This is a genomic window from Telluria sp. ZB4P34 (assembly GCF_059686055.1).
The window spans coordinates 21210-39568 of record NZ_JCASIF010000015.1 but is presented as its reverse complement, the minus strand read 5'-3'; the positions used below and the strand labels follow the sequence as shown (position 1 = coordinate 39568).

The 18359-nt window shown below is 67.3% G+C and carries 14 protein-coding genes and 1 pseudogene; 10 read left to right on the top strand and 5 right to left on the bottom strand.

Annotation, left to right across the window (positions count from 1 at the left end; genetic code table 11):
- Positions 1-66 precede the first annotated feature (66 nt).
- Positions 67-963, top strand: coding sequence for a LysR family transcriptional regulator (locus AC56KL_RS19310; RefSeq protein ID WP_497181793.1), 897 nt, complete (start codon positions 67-69; stop codon positions 961-963).
- A gap of 4 nt (positions 964-967) precedes the next feature.
- Here AC56KL_RS19310 and AC56KL_RS19305 read toward each other — a convergent pair whose 3' ends face one another.
- Together AC56KL_RS19305 and AC56KL_RS19300 are read right to left on the bottom strand one after the other, a co-directional pair.
- Positions 968-2209 carry a glycosyltransferase gene (locus AC56KL_RS19305; protein WP_497181792.1) on the bottom strand — a complete coding sequence of 414 codons (1242 nt, stop codon included), beginning with the start codon at positions 2207-2209 and terminating at the stop codon, positions 968-970.
- Positions 2210-2291: 82 nt separating this feature from the next.
- Positions 2292-3062 carry a helix-turn-helix domain-containing protein gene (locus AC56KL_RS19300; RefSeq protein WP_497181791.1) on the bottom strand — a complete coding sequence of 257 codons (771 nt, stop codon included), beginning with the start codon at positions 3060-3062 and terminating at the stop codon, positions 2292-2294.
- Between the two features lie 116 nt (positions 3063-3178).
- Here AC56KL_RS19300 and AC56KL_RS19295 point away from each other — a divergent pair, with 116 nt between their 5' ends.
- The 6 genes from AC56KL_RS19295 to AC56KL_RS19270 all read left to right on the top strand — a co-directional run bounded on the left by AC56KL_RS19295 (position 3179) and on the right by AC56KL_RS19270 (position 9919).
- Positions 3179-3589 carry a GntR family transcriptional regulator gene (locus tag AC56KL_RS19295; protein ID WP_497181790.1) on the top strand — a complete coding sequence of 137 codons (411 nt, stop codon included), beginning with the start codon at positions 3179-3181 and terminating at the stop codon, positions 3587-3589.
- A gap of 33 nt (positions 3590-3622) precedes the next feature.
- Positions 3623-4540, top strand: coding sequence for an ABC transporter ATP-binding protein (locus tag AC56KL_RS19290; RefSeq protein ID WP_497181789.1), 918 nt, complete (start codon positions 3623-3625; stop codon positions 4538-4540).
- A gap of 10 nt (positions 4541-4550) precedes the next feature.
- Positions 4551-6389: a hypothetical protein gene (locus AC56KL_RS19285; protein ID WP_497181788.1), complete on the top strand. Its 1839-nt coding sequence runs from the start codon at positions 4551-4553 to the stop codon at positions 6387-6389.
- Positions 6390-6399: 10 nt separating this feature from the next.
- Positions 6400-8442 carry a S9 family peptidase gene (locus AC56KL_RS19280; protein ID WP_497181787.1) on the top strand — a complete coding sequence of 681 codons (2043 nt, stop codon included), beginning with the start codon at positions 6400-6402 and terminating at the stop codon, positions 8440-8442.
- A 58-nt stretch (positions 8443-8500) separates the two neighbouring features.
- A complete protein-coding gene (locus tag AC56KL_RS19275) occupies positions 8501-8968 on the top strand; it encodes a hypothetical protein (protein ID WP_497181786.1) in 468 nt (155 codons plus the stop codon).
- Between the two features lie 84 nt (positions 8969-9052).
- Positions 9053-9919 carry an alpha/beta fold hydrolase gene (locus tag AC56KL_RS19270; protein ID WP_497181785.1) on the top strand — a complete coding sequence of 289 codons (867 nt, stop codon included), beginning with the start codon at positions 9053-9055 and terminating at the stop codon, positions 9917-9919.
- 244 nt (positions 9920-10163) lie between these two features.
- On the opposite strand, the pseudogene AC56KL_RS19265 reads toward AC56KL_RS19270, so the two are convergent.
- Positions 10164-11588 (bottom strand): annotated as a pseudogene (locus AC56KL_RS19265) (IS1182 family transposase); the annotation flags it as partial.
- Positions 11589-11728: 140 nt separating this feature from the next.
- Between AC56KL_RS19265 and AC56KL_RS19260 the strand changes: the two are divergent.
- Both AC56KL_RS19260 and AC56KL_RS19255 read left to right on the top strand, forming a co-directional pair.
- A complete protein-coding gene (locus AC56KL_RS19260) occupies positions 11729-12109 on the top strand; it encodes an energy transducer TonB (RefSeq protein ID WP_497181784.1) in 381 nt (126 codons plus the stop codon).
- 173 nt (positions 12110-12282) lie between these two features.
- A complete protein-coding gene (locus AC56KL_RS19255; RefSeq protein ID WP_497181783.1) occupies positions 12283-12675 on the top strand; it encodes a hypothetical protein in 393 nt (130 codons plus the stop codon).
- A 163-nt stretch (positions 12676-12838) separates the two neighbouring features.
- Here AC56KL_RS19255 and AC56KL_RS19250 read toward each other — a convergent pair whose 3' ends face one another.
- Positions 12839-14746: a glucokinase gene (locus AC56KL_RS19250; RefSeq protein ID WP_497181782.1), complete on the bottom strand. Its 1908-nt coding sequence runs from the start codon at positions 14744-14746 to the stop codon at positions 12839-12841.
- The gene (locus AC56KL_RS19245; RefSeq protein WP_497181781.1) at positions 14746-16401 is read right to left on the bottom strand and encodes an alpha-glucosidase; all 1656 of its coding nucleotides are present in this window, start codon (positions 16399-16401) and stop codon (positions 14746-14748) included. The genes AC56KL_RS19250 and AC56KL_RS19245 overlap by 1 nt, the downstream gene beginning before the upstream one ends.
- Before the next feature lie 260 nt (positions 16402-16661).
- Between AC56KL_RS19245 and AC56KL_RS19240 the strand changes: the two genes are divergently transcribed.
- A complete protein-coding gene (locus AC56KL_RS19240; protein ID WP_497181780.1) occupies positions 16662-18251 on the top strand; it encodes a POT-type proton-dependent oligopeptide transporter in 1590 nt (529 codons plus the stop codon).
- Positions 18252-18359: the final 108 nt, after the last annotated feature.

Here is an 18359-nt window from a genome sequence, read left to right as displayed (position 1 = left end):
TTGCGGGATTCCCGTTCGGGATGGTGCTACTCTAGCTATGCGAAACTGCAATTGAAATAGGCGCCCATGAAACCATCGTATGCAAAAACGCAATCGAAGCTCGACCTTCCCGACCTCGAACTGATCCTGGCCCTGCACCGCGGCCGCACGCTGGCCGGCGCCGCCGAGCGGCTGCAGCTCGATACCTCGACGGTGTTCCGTTCGATCAAGCGCATCGAAAAAGACCTCGGCGAACTGCTGTTCGACCGCAGCCGCCAGGGCTACACGGCCACCGAACTGGGGCTGGAACTGGCGGGCCATGCCGAACGCATCGAGTCGCAGCTCGAACAGGCCAGGGAAGCCGCCCTGCATACCGGGGCGACGCCCTCGGGGACGCTGCGCATCACCAGCACCGATTCGGTGATGCACAGCCTGCTGTTGCCGGCGATGGCGAAGTTCGCCATCGCCTATCCCGGCATCGAGCTCGAACTGGTCGCCTCCAACACGCTGGCCAACCTGAGCCATCGCGATGCGGACATCGCGATCCGCGCCACCAGGAATCCACCCGAGCACCTGGTCGGGATCCGGCTCGGCAGGCTGGAGGCGGCCGTGTATGCCAGCAAGGCTTACCTGGAGGCGAACCGGCATATTCCCGACTACCGCGACATGGAGTGGATCGCGCTCGACGCCACCCTGCCCGACCATCCGTCGCAGCGCTGGCGCCGCCAGCACATGCCGAAGGTGACGCCGCGCTACCGCATGAACAGCGTGCTGTCGGTGGCGGGCGCGATCATCCAGGGCATGGGCGTGGGCGTGGTGCCGCTGGCGGTGTTCCGCGACCATCCACAGGTACAGATCGTCGACGGCCCGATCGCCGAGCTCGAGACCGAGCTGTGGGCGCTGGCCCATCCCGACACCCGCCACCTGCAGCGCATGAAGGCGATGTTCGATTTCCTGCGCGGCGCGCTCGGCCTGCCCCCTTGAGGCATCAAGGCCGCAGGCGCGCCGCCATGCCGGACTCCAGGCGGTCGCAGGCGAAGCGCACGCCGTCTTCCTCGCGCAGGCGCGCCGCCAGCGCCAGCGCATTGGCGCGGCACACCGCCGTGGAGGCCTGCGCGAACAGCTGCGCGAGCCGGGCTCCGTCCAGTCGCGCGGCATCGGCGCTCGCCGCGGCGCCCAGTTCGCACAGGCGCCGCGCCCAGAAGAACTGGTCGCCCGCAAACGGCAGCACCACCGAGGGCACGCCCGAGCGCGCCGCGGCGTGGGCGGTGCCGGCGCCGCCGTGGTGGACAATGAGCGCGGTGCGCGGGAACAGCCAGTCATGCGGCGTGTCGCCGAGCACGAAGAAATTCGACGGCAGCTGCGCCCCGTCGATGCCGCTCCAGCCGGGATAGAACAGCGCGCGGCGCGTGCCGACGGCGCTTTTCAAGGCAGCCAGCAGCGCACCGCGGTCGAAGCCGGCCATGCTGCCGAAACCGATGTAGAGCGGCGCCTCGCCCGCCTCCAGGAAGTCGCGCAGGGCCGGCGGCGGAGCCCACTCGGATGGCGGCAGCCACCACGCGCCGCATAGCGCGATGTCAGGCGTCCAGTCGCGCGGACGCGGCAGCAGGGCCGGCGAGCAGCCGTACAGGATCGGGTAGCCCTGCCACATGCGCGTACGCGGGGCCTGGGCGAACACGGCCTTGCGGCCCTCGTTGATGGCCGGGCGGAACAGGCTCCACGTCAGGCGGCCGACCGCGTGATGCGACAGGCGGTTGGCCCAGCGCGGAAGGCGCGGCGCGCGCAGGAACAGCGAGGGGAAGTCGCCGGTAGGCGTCATCGGCCACAGGCCGGGGCCCACGCAAGGCAGCCCGAGTCCGTCGGCCACGGCCAGGCCGGCGTAGCTGGCCAGGCCCGAGAACACCAGCACGTCGCTATCCTGCGCCGCGTCGCGCGCCGTCCGCATCCATGCCACGGTCTGGTCGCGCGCCGACTCCGCAAATGCGCGCGCCAGCGCCGCGGCGCCCCCTTTGCCGGCCACCACGCCGGCCAGGGCGCCGCCCGGCCCCAGCGCATCCTGCATGCTGCCGGCCAGCGCGGTGAAGGCGACGCCGTGCGCGTGCGCACTGCCGGCGGTGGCGGCGTCGGCCAGCAGGTGGACGGCATGTCCCCGTGCCGCCAGGGCGCTGGCAAGGGCGACCAGCGGGCGGGTATCGCCTTCGGTGCCGTAGGTGAGAAAAGTGAACTTCATGGTGCGGGAATCCAGCGAAATGCCGGATTCTGGCAGAGCGGCTTCACGCCGTATTGAACAAATGCGACATGGCGCCCCGTGTCTATTCGATGCGGAAGGCCCAGTAATCCGGATCTTCCTGCACCGCACGGAGCAGGCGCGCCGGCGGCAGCCCGGTCAGGGCGCGCGTCTCGCGCGTGAAATGGGCCTGGTCGGCATAGCCCAGGCTGGCAGCGAGCCCGGCCAGGTCGGCGCCCTCGCCGCGCCTGAGCCGCGCCAGCGCGTCTTCGATGCGCGCGAGCCGCTGCAGTTGCGCCGGTCCCAGGCCGGCCAGCGCACGGCTGCGGCGCTGGCGCTGGCGCGCCCCGGTCACCGCCTCCTGCGCTGCCGGCAAGGTGCGCACGGCCCGCCAGCGCGGCGCCAGCCACTCCGTCATCCAGGCGAACTGGGCGTCCGGATCGTGCGCGCGGGCCGCCAGTGCGGCCGGCCATGCCTGCCAGTCGGCGGAAAGCCAGTCGGCGGCCGCTTCGTCGCGGTCGCGCAATTGCGCCGGTTCGCAGCCGGTCAGCAGGCGGAACGCCGGCGCGTGGAAGATGGCGGTGATGCAGCGCAGCGGGGCCAGCGTGCTGGATGCCACCGGCCGCGTACGCGGTCCGAAGATCAGCCAGTGCGGGGCGGGCCTGCCGTCGCCATCGAGCAGCGCCACCGCGCCCTCGGTGATCAGGGTCAGTCCGCAGAAGGGCATGGCGGGGAACCGGTTGATGCCGCCGGCGGCCGCACTGAGCACACCCGGCGCACCGAGGCCGGACACGGCGACGAAACCGCGCACCGCTTCTCCCAGTTCGCCATCCGGCACATGCAGCCTGTGGAACACCCGCCCCCTCCTTTCATGGATGGCGCATATTGTACGCGGCCCTGCCCATGCATATATTGACATCGCCTTCGGCTGGCGCTACTGTACTAACCGTAATAGTACAGTTGAAAGACACCATGAGCCGCCGCACACCCCTGATGCTGAACATCGCCACCGGCGACACCCGGCCGATCAACCGCCAGATCGTCGACGGCGTGCGCCGCCTGATCGCCAGCGGCGAGCTGCCGGTGGGAGCCCTGCTTCCCAGCGTGCGCGGCCTGGCCCAGCAGCTGTCGATCAATCCCAACACCGTGGCCAAGGCCTACGGCGAACTGACCCTAGAAGGCTGGGTGGAGTCGCGCGCGGGCCTCGGCCTGTTCGTGCTGCCGCCGCGCCAGCTGCTGTCGGACGGCGAGCGCGCGCGCCGCCTGGGCGAGGCGGTTGACCGCTTTACCGGCGACGTGATCGGCCTGGGCTACAGCGATACCGAAGTCCTGGACCGCGTCGCCGCCGAACTGGCGGCCTGCCTGCCGCGCAAGCGCGCCTGATCTTGCACACCATGAGCCCACCCTGAGCACACCATGAACGATCTCGTCATCCGTACCGACGGCCTGTGCCTGTCGTACAAGGGCAAGCCCGCCCTCGACCACCTCAGCCTGCACCTGCCGCGCGGCGGCGTGCATGCCATCGTCGGCGCCAACGGCGCCGGCAAGTCGACCCTGTTCCGGATCCTGCTCGGCTTCGCTTGCGCCGACAGCGGCACGGCCTCGGTACTCGGCTGCGACAGCCGCTTCCTGAGCCCGCAGCTGCGCTCGCGCATCGGCTTCGTCAACGAAGAGCACACCCTGCCCGGCTGGATGCGGGTGCAGGAACTGGCGGTCATGCAGGCGCGGCTCTACCCGCTGTGGAACGAGGCGCGCTACCGCCAGGTCCTGTCCAATTTTCACGTCGGCGACCGCCAGCGGATCGCGGAGCTGTCGCGCGGCGAGCGCGCCGGGGTGAGCCTGGCCCTGGCCCTGGCGCAGGGACCGGAACTCCTGATCCTCGACGAGCCCACGCTCGGCCTGGACGTGGTGGCCAAGCGCGCCTTCCTCGACGCCCTGCTGCAGACCAGCCTGGACGACGGCGCCACCATTGTCTACTGCTCGCACCAGATGGAAGAGATCGAGCGGGTCGCCGACAACCTCGTCATCATGGAACGCGGTGTGCTGCGCCACATGTCGCCGCCCGACGCATTCTGCGAACGGGTCAGCCTGTGGATCGCGGACTTCCCGTTCCGCCAGCCGGATGCTGCGCGGCTGGACGGCGTGCTGGATGTGCGCATGATCGACGGCCTCACGCATTTGGTGGTGTTCGACGGCGGCGTCGATTTCGGCCACCGCCTGCGGCTGCTGGGTGCGCGCAGCGCGCAGCAGATGCCGGTAAGCCTGGACCGCGCCGTCAACGGCTTCCTCACGCGCGGCCATGCCGGCGCCGATCCCTTCTCCGCCGCAGCCTGAAAGACCCGACATGAAAGAACTCTTCCTCAGCGAGTGCCGGCGCTTCCGCACCATGGCCCTGGTTGCAAGCGCCGTTCACCTGATGCTCTTGCTGCTGGCCTCGCGCATGATCGAACCGCTGCAGCAGCGCTGGCAGGTGCAAACCCTGTTCCTGGTTGCCGGCGCCATCGCCGGGCTGGCCTTCGCCGCCGTCCAGTTCAACGGCTACCGCCAGCCGAGCCGCTGGTTGTGGCTGATGCACCGCCCGCTGCCGCGCATCCGCATCTTCGGCGCGCTGTCGCTGGCCTCCCTGGCGCTGCTGGTGTTCGTCATCGCCCTGCCGTCCCTGCTGGCGGTGCTTGGGAACGACCGCTACACGGGACGCACCGTCGACACCCGCCATTATCTGATCGCGCTGCACCTCCTGATCACAAGCTTCACTGCCTGGCTGGGCGGCGCCTACCTGATGCTGTGCGGCCGGCGCGGCGCCTTCGTGGTGCTGTTCGTTCCCCTGGTGCTTGCCTGCCACCTCGCCTCCGGCGCGGCGCTGCTGGCGCCGGCGCTCGCCTGCCTCGCCATGATGGCGGCACTGGCCTACACCACGTTCAAGCCCGACCGCATGGCCGCGCCTGCCACGAGCGCCGGGCAGCTGGCGGCCGCCATCCCGCTGGTACTGGGCTGCTACTGGGTCATGCTGTGGGGCGGTTCGCTCGGCTTCCAGTACGGCCAGATGCTGTTCGGCGTGCATCCGCTCAACGGCACGGTTCCGCCAGCCGGCGGCTACACGGAACTGGTGCGCAAGCCCGGCAGCGTCAACCTCCAGCGCGCGCTGGCGACGTCGGCCGATCCGCGCGCCGCGCACTGGGGCCGCCAGCTGGCGCTGCTCGAAGTCGGCAAGGTCCAGCCGGAGCTCCGCGAACACCCGGTGCGCGGCGCAATCGCCAACCTCGACGCCACCCAATGGGGCGACTCGCAGCGCAACATCCTGTGGACCTTCAACCAGGACCGCATGCTGTTCGAAGGACGCGACATGCATACCGATACGCCGCGCGGCTGGTTCGGACTCGGCGGCATGAACGATCTGCAGCCCTTCGACTCGGCGCCCGTCATGGTGGGCAAATACATTCTCACCCGACAGCGGCTGCTGCTGCCCGATGCGGACGGCGGCCGCGCCGCCACCCTGGTCCAGGTGCGCGCACCCGAGACGATCACGGGAAGCGTGCAGGAAGTCGGCCGCCAGCCCTTCGTGCTGACCAACCAGCGTCTGATCGCCTTCCGCCGTCCGCTTGACCCGCAGGCGCCGCTGGAACAACTGTACAGCGTGCCGCTGCCCGGCCCGTTCGGGAACCTGGCGCGGGTCGACGTCGCCCGCCTGCTGGACGGCACCCTGCTCTCGTTCAGCTTCGGCCGGCGCATGACCGAAGGCGAGGCCGGCTCGCGCCAGCAGGTGGTGTTCGTCGATGCCGCAGGCCGCGTGCAGCCGGTCGCCTCGCGCCCCCTCGCCCACGATTTCCCGCTGCTGTTCGAGCACAAGGACTGGTGGCTGTCGCCCCTGTCCAAGGCGGTGCTCGATCTGCCCGGGCAACTGCTCGACAAGGGCCTGATCGCGGACGTGCCGGAACTGCCGGCCAGCCAGCGCCCGCAAGGCGTGTTGGCGGCGGCGCTGCTTGCCGCCCTGCTCTCGGCTGCGCTGGCGGCATGGCGCCTGCGCCGGCATCCGCTGCGCCCCCGGCTGGCCTGGAGCACGGCCTGCCTGGTGCTGGGCCCGCCCTGCCTCGCCGCCCTGTGGCTGCTGGCGCCGCGCGCCGTCCCCGCAGCCGTCCCTGCCAAAGAAGCAGCCGCTGCGCACCCCGTGCCCGCGGCCGCCTGAAAGGACCGATATGCGACATCCGAACTGCGCCGCACCGGCGCGGGCCGGCGCACGCCTGTGCCTGGGCGTCCTGCTGGCCACAACATCCGCCCTTTCCTGGGCCCAGGCTGCGCCGCTCGCGAGCGTCCTGGCGCGCAATGCCGCGCTGCCGCGCGCCCCTCTGCTGGACCCAAGCGTGTTCGAGCGCCCCGAGCGCTTGCGCGAGGTGCGCCTCTCCCCCGACGGCGCCCACCTCGCCTGGGTCGAGGAAGTAGACGGCAAGGCCGAGCTCCACGTCACGCCGCTGGCGGGCGGACCGGCCCGGCCGCTGGCCAGCCTCGACCCGCAGGACCGGGTGCACTGGTCGCGCGACGGCGCCGTGCTGTTCATCGCGCAGCAGGAAGCCGTGGCGGCCATCGGCGTGCGCGACGGCGCGGGCGGCCGGATCGCCATGCTCGGCAAGGACGGTAGCAAGCGCTTTGCCGGCATCGACCGCAGCATGCCGCGCCACGCCCTCATCGAAGAGCAGGAGGGGACGAAGGGCACGCGGCTGGTGCGCATCGGCGCCGACGGCGCGCGCAGCATCCTGGTCGACAAGGCGGGCATGGTCACCGCGCAGCTGCTCACGCCGGACGGCGTACCCGCCATCCTGCGCCGCCAGGAACAGGACTTCGCCCACACCATCCTGCAGCGCCAGGGCCGGGGCTGGCGCGAGCTTGTGCGCTGCCGGCCGCTGCGCACCTGCGTGCCCGTGGCGCTGTCGGCGGACGGCGCGCGCCTGTTCCTGCGTACCCTGCACGCGGATGACCGCGAGGCGCTGGTCGAGGTCCTGCTCGCCACCGGCGCGCAGCGCCTCGTCCACACCGATCCCGAGGGGATGGCGGACCTGGCCGGTGTAACACTGAACCCGCACGGCGGGCAGCCGATGCTGGCCTCCTACCAGTTGCCGAAGCCGCGCCTGCTTGGGCTCGATGCCGACGGCAAGCGCATCGCGGCGGCCATTGCGCGCCGCTTCCCGGATGGCGACGTGCAGGTCGAATCCTGCACCCCGGCCACCTGCCTGCTGGCCGAACGCGGCGCGCGCATGGCGCACACCCGCTACTGGCTGCTGGACCTGCAGCGGCAAGCTTTCCGCCCCGTCCTCGACGAGCTGCGGACCCGCGCCGGCGGGCCGGACGAGCGCCACCTGGCGCAGCGCATCGCCCTGCGCTATCCGGCCTCGGACGGCGCCACCGTGCACGGCTACCTGACCCTGCCGCCCGGCCTGCCGGCGCACAAGCTGCCTCTGGTGACCATGGTGCATGGCGGGCCCTGGGGCCACGTGGGCGGCGGCTACAGCGCGGGCGCGCAACTGCTGGCCAACCGCGGTGTCGCGGTCTTCGAACCGAACTTCCGCGGCTCCACCGGCTATGGCGAACGCTACACGCGCGCGCCCGGCGCCGACTACGGCAACGGCCGCGCCCAGGCCGACATCATCGACGGCGTGCGCTGGCTGCTGGCCCAGGGCGTCGGCGACCGGCAGCGGCTCGGCATCGCGGGCGCATCCTTCGGCGGCTACGCCACCCTGCTGGCGCTCACCCATACGCCGGACATGTTCCGCTTCGGCCTGGCCGCGCAGCCGCCCACCGACTTCGCCCGCACCATGCGCGTATCCAGCGCCGCACCGACGCGGCCCGGCGAGCGCCCACTGCGCCTCATGCTGGCGGAACTGGGCATCGATCCGGACAACCGGGCGCAGATGGCGCCGATCGGCCGCGCCGCGCCGCACGGCCTGGCCGCGCGGGTGCGCGTGCCGCTCGTGCTGGTGGCCGGCGGCAAGGACGAACTGGTCGAGGTGGAGGCGGTCGCCGACTACGTCGCGCGCCTGCAGGAACTGGGCAAGCCGGTCAGCCTGCTGGTCGACGCCGACGAGGGACACAATCCACGCAACCCGTTGGCGCGCAGGGCCCAGATGCACCTGCTGCTGCAGATGCTGCACCGCTACCTGGGCGCCCCGCCGCCCCCCGCGCCGGACGCCGGGCTGGCGCGCTACCTGGCGCGCACGCTGCGCGCCAACGGCGCCCTGGCCCGGTGAATTGTTGCCGCTCCAACACACAGGGTGTAGACTCCCCGCACACCCTGTGAGGCATCCCATGTCGAAACGCACCGCAATCCGTCCCTCCATGCCGCTGCTGGCGGCCCTGTCCCTGCTGCTGGCAGTGGGCGCGGCCGGCTGCAGGCGCGCCGAACGGGAGGTCCCCAAGCCGCCCCCGGCCGTGGTCAAGGAGGCGCCGCAGCGCACCCGGGAACAGGCGATGGCCAGCCTGCTTGCCGTGCCCGAGCTGAAGTCCTGGTCCGAGCAGATCGAGAAGCGCTCGAAGGGCAAGGCGCACGGCGCCGTCATCGAGGACGATCCGGCGCCGCGCGAGATCAACGGCAAGAAGTACTACCAGCTCACTTTCGTGGAAAACCGCGCCGACGACGTGCGACGCCGCGAGAGCTTCCTCGTGGCGCAGCAGGGCGAGGAGATCCTGGTGGAAGACGTCGAGACCGACACCCTGCTCAGCCTGCAGGAGTGGCGCCGCAAGATCAAGCGGGTGAACCTCAAGAGCGCGGACTGAAGTACTTTGCCGCGTGACTTTGTGTGAGATTTGGTGCGCGCGATTCGACTATGCTTGCGCATTCTCGTCCCTGAAAGCCTCCGCATGAAAGCTCTCGTTTGCAGCATGGGCGCCGCCCTCGCCTTCCTGTGCGCCACTACACAGGCTCAGACCCAGGCTCCGGCCGCCCTCGTTCCCACCCAGATTGCCGTCGGCTCCTCGCCCTACCAGGTGCAATATGCCACCGCGGGCGCCGGCCGCTACACCGTGATCTTCGAATCCGGCTTCGGCACCGACCTGCGCTCCTGGCGCAAGGTGGCGCCCGAACTGGCGCAGACCGCCCGCGTGTTCACGTATTCGCGCGCCGGCCATGGCGCCTCGAGCCCGCGCCCGGAGCCGCGCACCATCGAACAGAACACGGCGGAACTCGAACAGCTGATCGCGGCCGCCAAGCTGGCGCCGCCCTTCATCCTGGTGGGCCATTCCTATGGCGCCCTCCTGATGCGCGCCTACGCCGCGCGCCATCCCGGCCAGGTGGCCGGCATGGTGCTGGTCGACCCGAGCGACGAACGCTTCAATCCGGCCCTGCGCAAGCTCGACGCCGCCCGCGTGGCGGAAGACGACCGCCAGTTCGCCGCCATCGTCCCGCCCAAGTTCCAGCCCGAGCTCAAGCTGCTGCAGCCCGTGCTCGACAGCGGCAGCCTGCCGCTGGCCGGCAAGCTGCCCGACGTACCGACCGTGGTGCTGACGTCAGTGCAGAAAGCGGAGAAGCCGATGTTCTTCCTCGAGACCGATGCGGCGGTGGCGGTCAAGAAAGACCTGCACGCGGACTTCGTGCGCCAGTTCCGCGACGGTTCACAGGTCGTGACGGCAAAAAGCGGCCACAACATCCAGCTCGAGGAGCCGGAACTCGTGGTCGCTGCGGTCAACAAGGTGATCGCGGCCGCGGACAAACGCGCCGTACAGGATTAATTGGACTTTCTTCACTTTTTTCGGATCTGACGGCGAGCACATGCATCGAGACAATTGAGACCGCTTTCGGCCCAGGCTGTGTAAAAACTTATGAACCGGATTCGTGAGCCAAATTATACGGCTCACGGTAAATCCAGGAGCATATAGAAGCGCCACGGTCGTGGCCAACCTGTTTTCTAGTGCTTTGCAAAACCAGCAGAGAAAGCGCTCCAAACAGGCCGTTTTGCGGCAGAAAACGGGCATACGCCCTGATCGCTGCCAGCATGCCCTGCAAGCCAAGCAGCGTTAGCAGTCTACCGAAATTGTAGGCGAGCACGTGCAGGCTCATCTCGACCTTCACACGCTCCAAGCCTTTCGTTAGGAAGTGTGTCGATCCCATCCATGCTTTGATTGTTGCAAACGGATGCTCGACAGTCGAGCGACGGATGCGCATCGCGTCAGGAGTCTGCTCGAGATGCACCTGCATCTCGTCTAACACGTCCTGATGTTCCCAGCGCGTCACGCGTCGCTGCGCGCTCGGCGTGCACATGCTTTTGAGCGAGCAGCCCTTGCAGTTCGAGCTCCAGTAGCGGTGATTCGTCATGCCTTTTTCGACGCTGGCAAATCGCCATATCAAGGCTTCGCCAGCCGGCAGCGGTACTCGTTCTTTTCGGGATCGTAGATGAAGTCGGCCTTGTCGAATCGACCGTCGGCCTTGGCGTTGGAGGTTTTCGTCGGCGGCACCATGGCTCGAATGCCTGCCTCGTGACAGGCCACGATTTCCTCGCCCTTGAAGTAGCCTCGGTCGGCAATTGCTGTCAACGTTGTCGTACCGATTGCTGTGCGGCCTTCTTTGCCATGCCGAACAATTGATCGCGGTCGCTGCCGTTGTTGGTCACCTCGTGTTCGACGATCAAATGGTGCCTCGCGTCGACCGCAGTTTGCACGTTGTAGCCGACGATGCCGGAGCCGCGCGTGATCATCGAGCGAGAGTCCGGATCGGTGAGGGAGATTTGCGTTTCGCCAGTCTTTCCAGCTTCGCTTCGATTTCCTTGAGCGTAGCCATCTGCGATTTCAGCGCTGCGATCTTGTCGTTCAGGCGAACGCTTTTCGCTTGGGCAGTAGCCGGCTCCTGTCGGTCCGCCGTGTCCAGTTCTGCCAGGTATCGGCTGATGTTCGCTTCTATCTCGGCTATCCTGCGCTTGAGCTTGGCATCGGTGAAGTTCCGATCGCTGCTGTTCACGGCCTTGAACTTGCTGCCGTCGATCGCCACGACTGCATCCGAGAACAGATCCAGTTGCTGGCACAAGACGACGAACTGCCTGCAGACGTTGCGTATGGCCTTGCCGTTGTCCTTGCGGAAGTTCGCTATCGTCTTGAAGTCCGGGGCCAGGCGCCTGGTCAGCCACATCAGCTCGACATTGCGTTGCGCTTCGCGCTCGAGCCGGCGGCTCGACTGGATGCGGTTCAGGTAGCCGTAAATGTAGAGCTTGAGCAGCACAGCCGGGTGGTACGCTGGCCGGCCAGTTTTTGCAGGCACTACCCGCGCAAAACCCAGGCCGACCATGTCGAGTTCATCGACGAATACGTCGACCACGCGAACCGGGTTTTCCTCGGTGACGTAGTCATCCAGATGTTCTGGCAGTAGGGTGCCTTGTCCACGGTCTTCGCCTTCGATAAAGCGCTTCATTTGGCACCCCAGTGATAAGATACTTCTTCAACGTTTACCGAGCCGGGTCCGTTTACACGGTCCTGCGTTTTTACACAGCCTGGGCCAACAACGGACGCTGATATGAAACCGAGGCAGTATTGATTGCGAAGGGGATTCGGATGCGTTTCGCTATGAAAAACGTTATTTTCGCTGCTATTGGGTCGGTATCTATAGGACTAGGTGTTGCGCATGCCACCGAGAAGATTGTGCCGATGAAGGCCACGGCCAGTTCACCAGGATACATCAGGACTGATACTTGTGCCCGCCCTGAGTACCCCAAGGCGGAACTCGAACTAAACCATCAGGGAATGGTCACGCTAAGGTTCCTTCTTGGAGCAGATGGCATAGTCAAACAGTCGTTGATCCACACTTCGTCAGGCTACCCAGCGCTTGATGAGGCCGCACGTGTTGCGATCTCTAAATGCCGCTTCAATCCGCTTTCGGTCGATGGAAAGGCGGTCGAGGGATGGACGATTATTCAATACGTTTGGAAGCCGTGATTAGCTATCTCGATGACCGCTCCGGGTCGAGATCAGGCGCTACCCAAGCTCCGTTTTCGCTTGCCCCAGAGAGAAGTGGAAACGCCGCGCTCATCTACATGTTTCCGTTACTTCCACGCGCCCGTTGCGCCCGCGGCGCCTAGAACATCGGGCAACAGACTGACAGGGTACAGATGCCGAAAATCGCCTTCGAATCGCTGATGTGCATAGCGCAGGCCTCCGCCTCCGTGACCGCGCCCTGCCACTGCAACAAGGAATCGCTCGCCGCCTGGCGCCCCTTGCCCTTGAGTCTGGAACTGGACCGCTTCGATGAAGTCGGCACCCTGTTCGAGGATCCTTACGACGAACCAAGCTTCGCGGAGTTTCATCCGGCCGGTACCCGCTACGATAGCGACGCCGCCCCGATCGCCATTGCTTTCTACCCCTATAACCGCTGTACCGTGGTGCGCTGTCTCGACTGCGGCCGACATTACCTGCGCTACAACGAGGCCGGCGGTTATTTCACGAAATTGCGCATCCGCGCACTGCAGCCTGAATTGGTCGTTGATCCACCGCTTGGCGCTTGACCATCGAGCGCCAAGCGGCCTGAGACGTCGTCCGCAGATGCGACCTGGCAGTGATTGATCAGATCGTCGCGTTCGCCTTGCTGTGCGTCCCGATGCTGCGATCCGGCGGCAAGGGCTGCGCCAGTCACTGACACGACTGGTCATGTGCCCGGCCGCTGTCCCCTCAGCCGTCCAGGTGCGAAATCAGGAGCCTGCGCGGATCGCTTCCCTGCGCCGCATGGGCTTCGCCGTGCTGCCCATCCACCGAAATACCCACCGCCAGGATGTCGATCAGCAGCAGCTGCAGGATGCGCGAGATCATCGACAGGAAGCTGGTGCTGTCCTCGGCATGGTCCACCGCCAGGCAGACGCTGGCCTTGCGCGCCAGCGGCGACTGGCTGTTGCTGATGGCGATCACGTCGGCGCCGGCGGCGCGCGCGATGTCGACCGCCTCCAGCAGCTCGGCGATGCTGCCCGAATTCGACACCGCGATCACCACGTCGCCCGGCGCCAGCAGTCCGGCCGCCAGCTTGAACAGGTGCGAGTCGCCATACAGCGAGGTCGGGATGCGGAAGCGGAAGAACTTGTGCTGCCCGTCCAGCGCCACCGCGCGCGAATTCCCCATGGCGAAGAATTCGACGCGGCGCGCCCGGCTCACCAGTTCGATGGCGCGGTCGAGCGCGCGCACGTCGAGCTGGTCGCGGAACTGCAGGATCGCCGACACCGTGTTGTCGATCACCTTGGCCGACAGGTCATGGGTGCTGTCGCTGGTGCGCACCTGGCTGTGCCGCACCGGGATCGAGCCGGTCAGGCTGCTCGCGAACTTGAGCTTGAACTCGGCCAGGCCCTGGAAGCCGAGCGAGCGGCAGAAGCGGATCACGGTCGGCTGGCTCACGTCGGCCAAGCGCGCGATCTCGGCGATCGGCTCGTTGAGCACCAGGCGCGGCTGCTCCAGCACCAGGCTGGCCACGCGCTGTTCGGCCGGGCTCAGGGTATGGCGCAGCTGGGTGATGCGTTCCATCAGCGTATTGGCGCCGCTGCGACCGCGCAGGTGCTCGGCCAGGATGGTCGCCACGCCGTGCAGGGCCGGGTTGGGGGTGGTGATGACGTAGGTCGGGATGTCGGCCAGGTAGCGCGAGAAGCGCCCCTTGGCTTCGAAACGCGCGCGGAAAGGCGAGGCGGCGAACCACTCGCCCATGCGCGGCACGATGCCGCCGCCGATGAAGACGCCCCCGAAAGCGCCCAGCGTCACCGCCAGGTTGGCGGCGGCGCCGCCCAGCATGCCGCAGAAGCATTCCAGGGTTTCCAGGCACAGGGCGTCGCCGTCGTCCAGCGCGCTGGCGATGATGGCGGCCGCCTTGCGGGGCGGCGCTTCCTCGCCGCTTGCGCCATTGCGCAAGGCGAGCGCCCGGTAGATGATCTCCATGCCCGGCCCCGAGACCAGGCGTTCGTTGGAGACGTGCTGCCATTCCTTCCAGGCGTACTGCAGGATGGCGAACTCGCGCTCGTCGGCTGGGGCGAAGTTCACGTGGCCGCCCTCGCTGCCGAGGGTCACGAAGCCGTCGGCGGTCGGGATCACGCCCGACACGCCCAGGCCGGTGCCCGGTCCAAGCACGCCGATCACGGCGTTCGGCGCCGGCGCGCCCTGCCCCACCTGCATCAGGTCGTCCTGGCTGAATCCGGGGATGGCCATCGCCAGCGCGGTAAAGTCGTTGACGATCAGGAGCGTGGACAGGCCCAGCTCGCGCCGCACCACGTCGGTCGAGAACTGCCAGTCGCGGTTGGTCATGCGGACGAAGTCGCCGCTGATCGGGTTGGCCACGGCCAGCGCCGCATGGTGCAGGCGCAGGTTAGCGTGGTCCTGGCCGGCATGATCCGCCAGGTAGTGGCGCAGCAGCGGGACGATGCCTTCGAAGTCTTCGCACTTGAGCACGCGCACGGCGCTGAACACGCCGGGCGCGGTCAGCAGCGCCAGGCGTGCATGGGTGGCGCCGATGTCCGCCAGCAGGCGCGGGCCGTCGGCAAACGCGGTAGGCGCGTGCTGCCGCGCCGGGCGCGCTTGCCTATCGGCCGCCTCCCCCTGCTTGCCCATTATGCGGCGCCGCCCGCGGCCAGGCTGCCGAACCAGGCGCCGTAGGGCGGCAGGGTCACGCGGCCACCCGCGGCCTGTCCCGGCAGGCCATGGGCGTCGAGCGTACGCGCGCCGCTGCTGTCCGGCCAGTCGAAGCTCACTTCGCGGCCGGAGAGGTTGAAGGCGGCCAGCACGGCATCCGCGCCGGCGTCGTCGTCCACCCAGCGGCGCAGGGCCAGCACCGGCTCGGGCGCATCGAAGAAGGCGATCTCGCCGCGGGTCAGCTCCGGCATGGTCTTGCGCCAGGCGATGAAGCGGCGCTGGAAGTTCAGCATCGAGGCGGGATCCTTGTCCTGCGCGTCGGCGTTCGCGGCCAGGTGCGGCCCGGCCACCGGCAGCCAGGGCTTGCCCGTGGTGAAGCCGGCGTGCGGCGCCTCGGCAGTCCAGGGCATCGGCGTGCGGCAGCCGTCGCGGCCCTTGAATTCGGGCCAGAAGGTGATGCCGTACGGGTCCTGCAGCAGTTCGAAGGGTACGTCCGCCTCGGTCAGCGCCAGTTCATCGCCCTGGTACAGGCAGGGCGTGCCCCTGAGCGAGAGCTGCATCGCCAGCACCAGCTTCGCCAATGCGGGCGTTGCATGAGCGCCGCCCCAACGGGTCATGACGCGGATGGCGTCGTGGTTGCCCACCGACCAGGAAGCCCAACCGTCCCTGACGCGTTCCTTGAATTCCTCGACCTGCCTGCGGACGTGGCCTGCCGTGAATACGGGCGTCAGCAGGTTGAAGCTGTAGGCCATGTGCAGCTTGTCGCCGCCTTCGGTGTACTCGGCCATCTGCGCCAGCGCGTCGTCCGAGCTGACTTCGCCGATCGAGACGGCGCCGAACTCGTTCAGCTGGGCGCGCACGCGCTGCAGGAAGGCGACGTTCTCCGGCTGGGTCTTGTCATGGATGTGGGCCTGCATGCCGTAGGGGTTCACGTCCGTCACGGTCGAGGTGTCGCGCACCAGCGCCGGCGGGTTGCTGCGCAGCTCGCGGTCGTGGAAGTGGAACACGCAGGCGTCCATGCGCACGCCGTCCACGCCGCGCGCGAGCCAGAAGCGCTGCGCGTCCAGGTGGGCCTGCTGCACTTCCGGGTTATGAAAGTTCAGCTGCGGCTGGCTGACCAGGAAGTTGTGCATGTAGTACTGCTTGCGGCGGGTATCCCACTGCCAGGCCGAGCCGCCGAAGACCGACAGCCAGTTGTTCGGCGGGCAGCCGTCCGGCAGCGGGTCGGCCCACACATACCAGTCCGACTTCGGATTGTCGCGGCTCCTGCGGCTTTCGACGAACCAGGGATGGGTGTCGGCGGTGTGCGACATCACCTGGTCGATCATGATCTTCAGGCCCAGGCTGTGCGCCTTGGCGACCAGTTCGTCGAAGTCGGCCAGGGTGCCGAACATCGGGTCGACGTCGCAATAGTCGGCGATGTCGTAACCGAAGTCCTTCATCGGCGAGGTGAAGAAGGGAGACAGCCAGACGATGTCCACGCCCAGGCTCGCGATGTAGTCGAGCTTTGCGGTAATGCCGGGCAGGTCGCCTATGCCGTCGCCGTTCGTGTCGAGGTAGCTGCGCGGGTAGACCTGGTAGATGATGGCTTCTTTCCACCAGTCGGCTTTGTCGGTCCGGGAAGTCTGGGTCATGGCTGGTCCGTGGAAATGATCAGAATTCTAGGCAATATACAGCAGGATTTGAAACTTTACAATTGGCTAATTTTACCTGTTTAAGCCACTTACTCCTTATATTTCAGCGACTTAGCTCATATAGCCATTTTGCGATCCAGAACGATAAGTAGCTAAACTACGCTGGACATGTATCAGGTTTGTTTCGCAGTGATATTTTTATTGCAAAGTAACTCGGCCTCGTCATAGGATCGCGTCTGTTGCGATTTTTCGAGGAAGCCATGACTTCTCCATCTACCGAAGCAAACAGCGAACCAACGAGCAGCGGGCGCATGCCGCGCCAGATCCCCTACATCATCGCCAACGAGGGCTGCGAGCGTTTCAGCTTCTACGGGATGCGCAACATCCTCACGCCCTTCCTGATTTCGACCCTGCTGGTGTTCGTGGCCCAGGACCAGCGCGCCAGCGAAGCCAAGCATGTGTTCCACGCCTTCATGATGGGCGTGTACTTCTTCCCGCTGCTGGGCGGCTGGCTGGCCGACCGCTACTTCGGCAAATACAACACCATCTTCTGGTTCAGCCTGATCTACTGCGCCGGCCACGCCTGCCTGGCCATTTTCGAGGACAGCGTCCACGGCTTCTACTTCGGCCTGTTCCTGATCGCCTTCGGCTCGGGCGGCATCAAGCCGCTGGTGGCTTCCTTTGTCGGCGACCAGTTCGACAAGACCAACAAGAGCAAGGCGAAGGTGGTGTTCGACGCCTTCTACTGGATCATCAACTTCGGCTCCTTCTTCGCTTCGATTTCCATGCCGATCCTGTTGCGCGACTATGGTCCGTCGGTCGCCTTCGGCGTGCCGGGCATCCTGATGTTCATCGCCACCATCATCCTGTGGAGCGGCAAGAAGAAGTACGTTCACGTCCCTCCCGCACCCGCCGATCCGCACTCCTTCCTGCGCGTGGTGCGCACCGCCCTGTTCGCGAAACAGCCGGGCGCGGGCCGTCCCGGCCTGTTCGTGGCCGGCGCGGGTGCGCTCGGCGCCCTGGCGTCGATGGCCATGGTCCCGGGCTGGGGTCCCCTCATTGCCATCTGTACCGGCCTGGTGCTGCTGATGGCCGGCGTCGGCATCGGCGCCTCGATGCAGCTGGACCGCGCGCGCGGCGTGCACCCCGACATGGCCGTGGACGGCGTACGCGCCGTGCTGCGCCTCCTGATCGTGTTCGGCCTGGTGACGCCGTTCTGGTCGCTGTTCGACCAGAAGGCATCGACCTGGATCGTGCAGGCCAACACCATGACCACCGAAGTCGACCTGCTGGGCTGGACCTTCGAGGTCCTTCCGGCGCAGATGCAGGCGCTCAATCCGCTGCTGGTGATGCTGCTGATCCCGTTCAACAACCTGGTGCTCTTTCCGCTCCTGAATAGAATGGGCCTGGTGCCGACCGCCCTGCGCCGCATGACCGCCGGCATTGCCTTCTCGGCGCTGGCCTGGATCGTGGTGGGCCACCTGCAGGTGCAGCTCGACGGCGGCGACGCGGTGTCGATCGCCTGGCAGATCCTGCCCTATGCGCTGCTGACCCTGGGCGAGGTGCTGGTCTCGGCGACCGGCCTCGAATTCGCCTACAGCCAGGCCCCAGGCTCGATGAAGGGCGTGATCATGGCGCTCTGGTACCTGGCGGTCACGGTCGGCAACCTGTGGGTGCTGATCGTGAACCAGGGCGTGAAGAACGAGGCCGTGATCGCGCACATCGAGAACTCGGGCGTGGGCGTCATCGCCTTCCAGATGTATTTCTTCGCCGGCTTCGCGATGCTGGCCGCGCTGGCCTTCGGCCTGTACGCCAGGCGCTACAAGATGGTCGACCACTACCGCGCGTAACAGGCCGTTGCGGTACGGTCGTAGGGTGGACGGCTTTGCCGTCCGCGCGTTCAACCACCCGCAGTTCATCCACTTGATCAGCAGGAGCGCCGACGCCTGACCGCGTGG

Coding starts and splice junctions, on each gene's coding strand:
- AC56KL_RS19310 (WP_497181793.1), top strand. CDS start 67: ATGAAACCATCGTATGCAAAAACGCAATCGAAGCTCGACCTTCCCGAC.
- AC56KL_RS19305 (WP_497181792.1), bottom strand. CDS start 2,209: ATGAAGTTCACTTTTCTCACCTACGGCACCGAAGGCGATACCCGCCCG.
- AC56KL_RS19295 (WP_497181790.1), top strand. CDS start 3,179: ATGAGCCGCCGCACACCCCTGATGCTGAACATCGCCACCGGCGACACC.
- AC56KL_RS19290 (WP_497181789.1), top strand. CDS start 3,623: ATGAACGATCTCGTCATCCGTACCGACGGCCTGTGCCTGTCGTACAAG.
- AC56KL_RS19285 (WP_497181788.1), top strand. CDS start 4,551: ATGAAAGAACTCTTCCTCAGCGAGTGCCGGCGCTTCCGCACCATGGCC.
- AC56KL_RS19280 (WP_497181787.1), top strand. CDS start 6,400: ATGCGACATCCGAACTGCGCCGCACCGGCGCGGGCCGGCGCACGCCTG.
- AC56KL_RS19275 (WP_497181786.1), top strand. CDS start 8,501: ATGTCGAAACGCACCGCAATCCGTCCCTCCATGCCGCTGCTGGCGGCC.
- AC56KL_RS19270 (WP_497181785.1), top strand. CDS start 9,053: ATGAAAGCTCTCGTTTGCAGCATGGGCGCCGCCCTCGCCTTCCTGTGC.
- AC56KL_RS19260 (WP_497181784.1), top strand. CDS start 11,729: ATGCGTTTCGCTATGAAAAACGTTATTTTCGCTGCTATTGGGTCGGTA.
- AC56KL_RS19255 (WP_497181783.1), top strand. CDS start 12,283: ATGCCGAAAATCGCCTTCGAATCGCTGATGTGCATAGCGCAGGCCTCC.
- AC56KL_RS19250 (WP_497181782.1), bottom strand. CDS start 14,746: ATGGGCAAGCAGGGGGAGGCGGCCGATAGGCAAGCGCGCCCGGCGCGG.
- AC56KL_RS19245 (WP_497181781.1), bottom strand. CDS start 16,401: ATGACCCAGACTTCCCGGACCGACAAAGCCGACTGGTGGAAAGAAGCC.
- AC56KL_RS19240 (WP_497181780.1), top strand. CDS start 16,662: ATGACTTCTCCATCTACCGAAGCAAACAGCGAACCAACGAGCAGCGGG.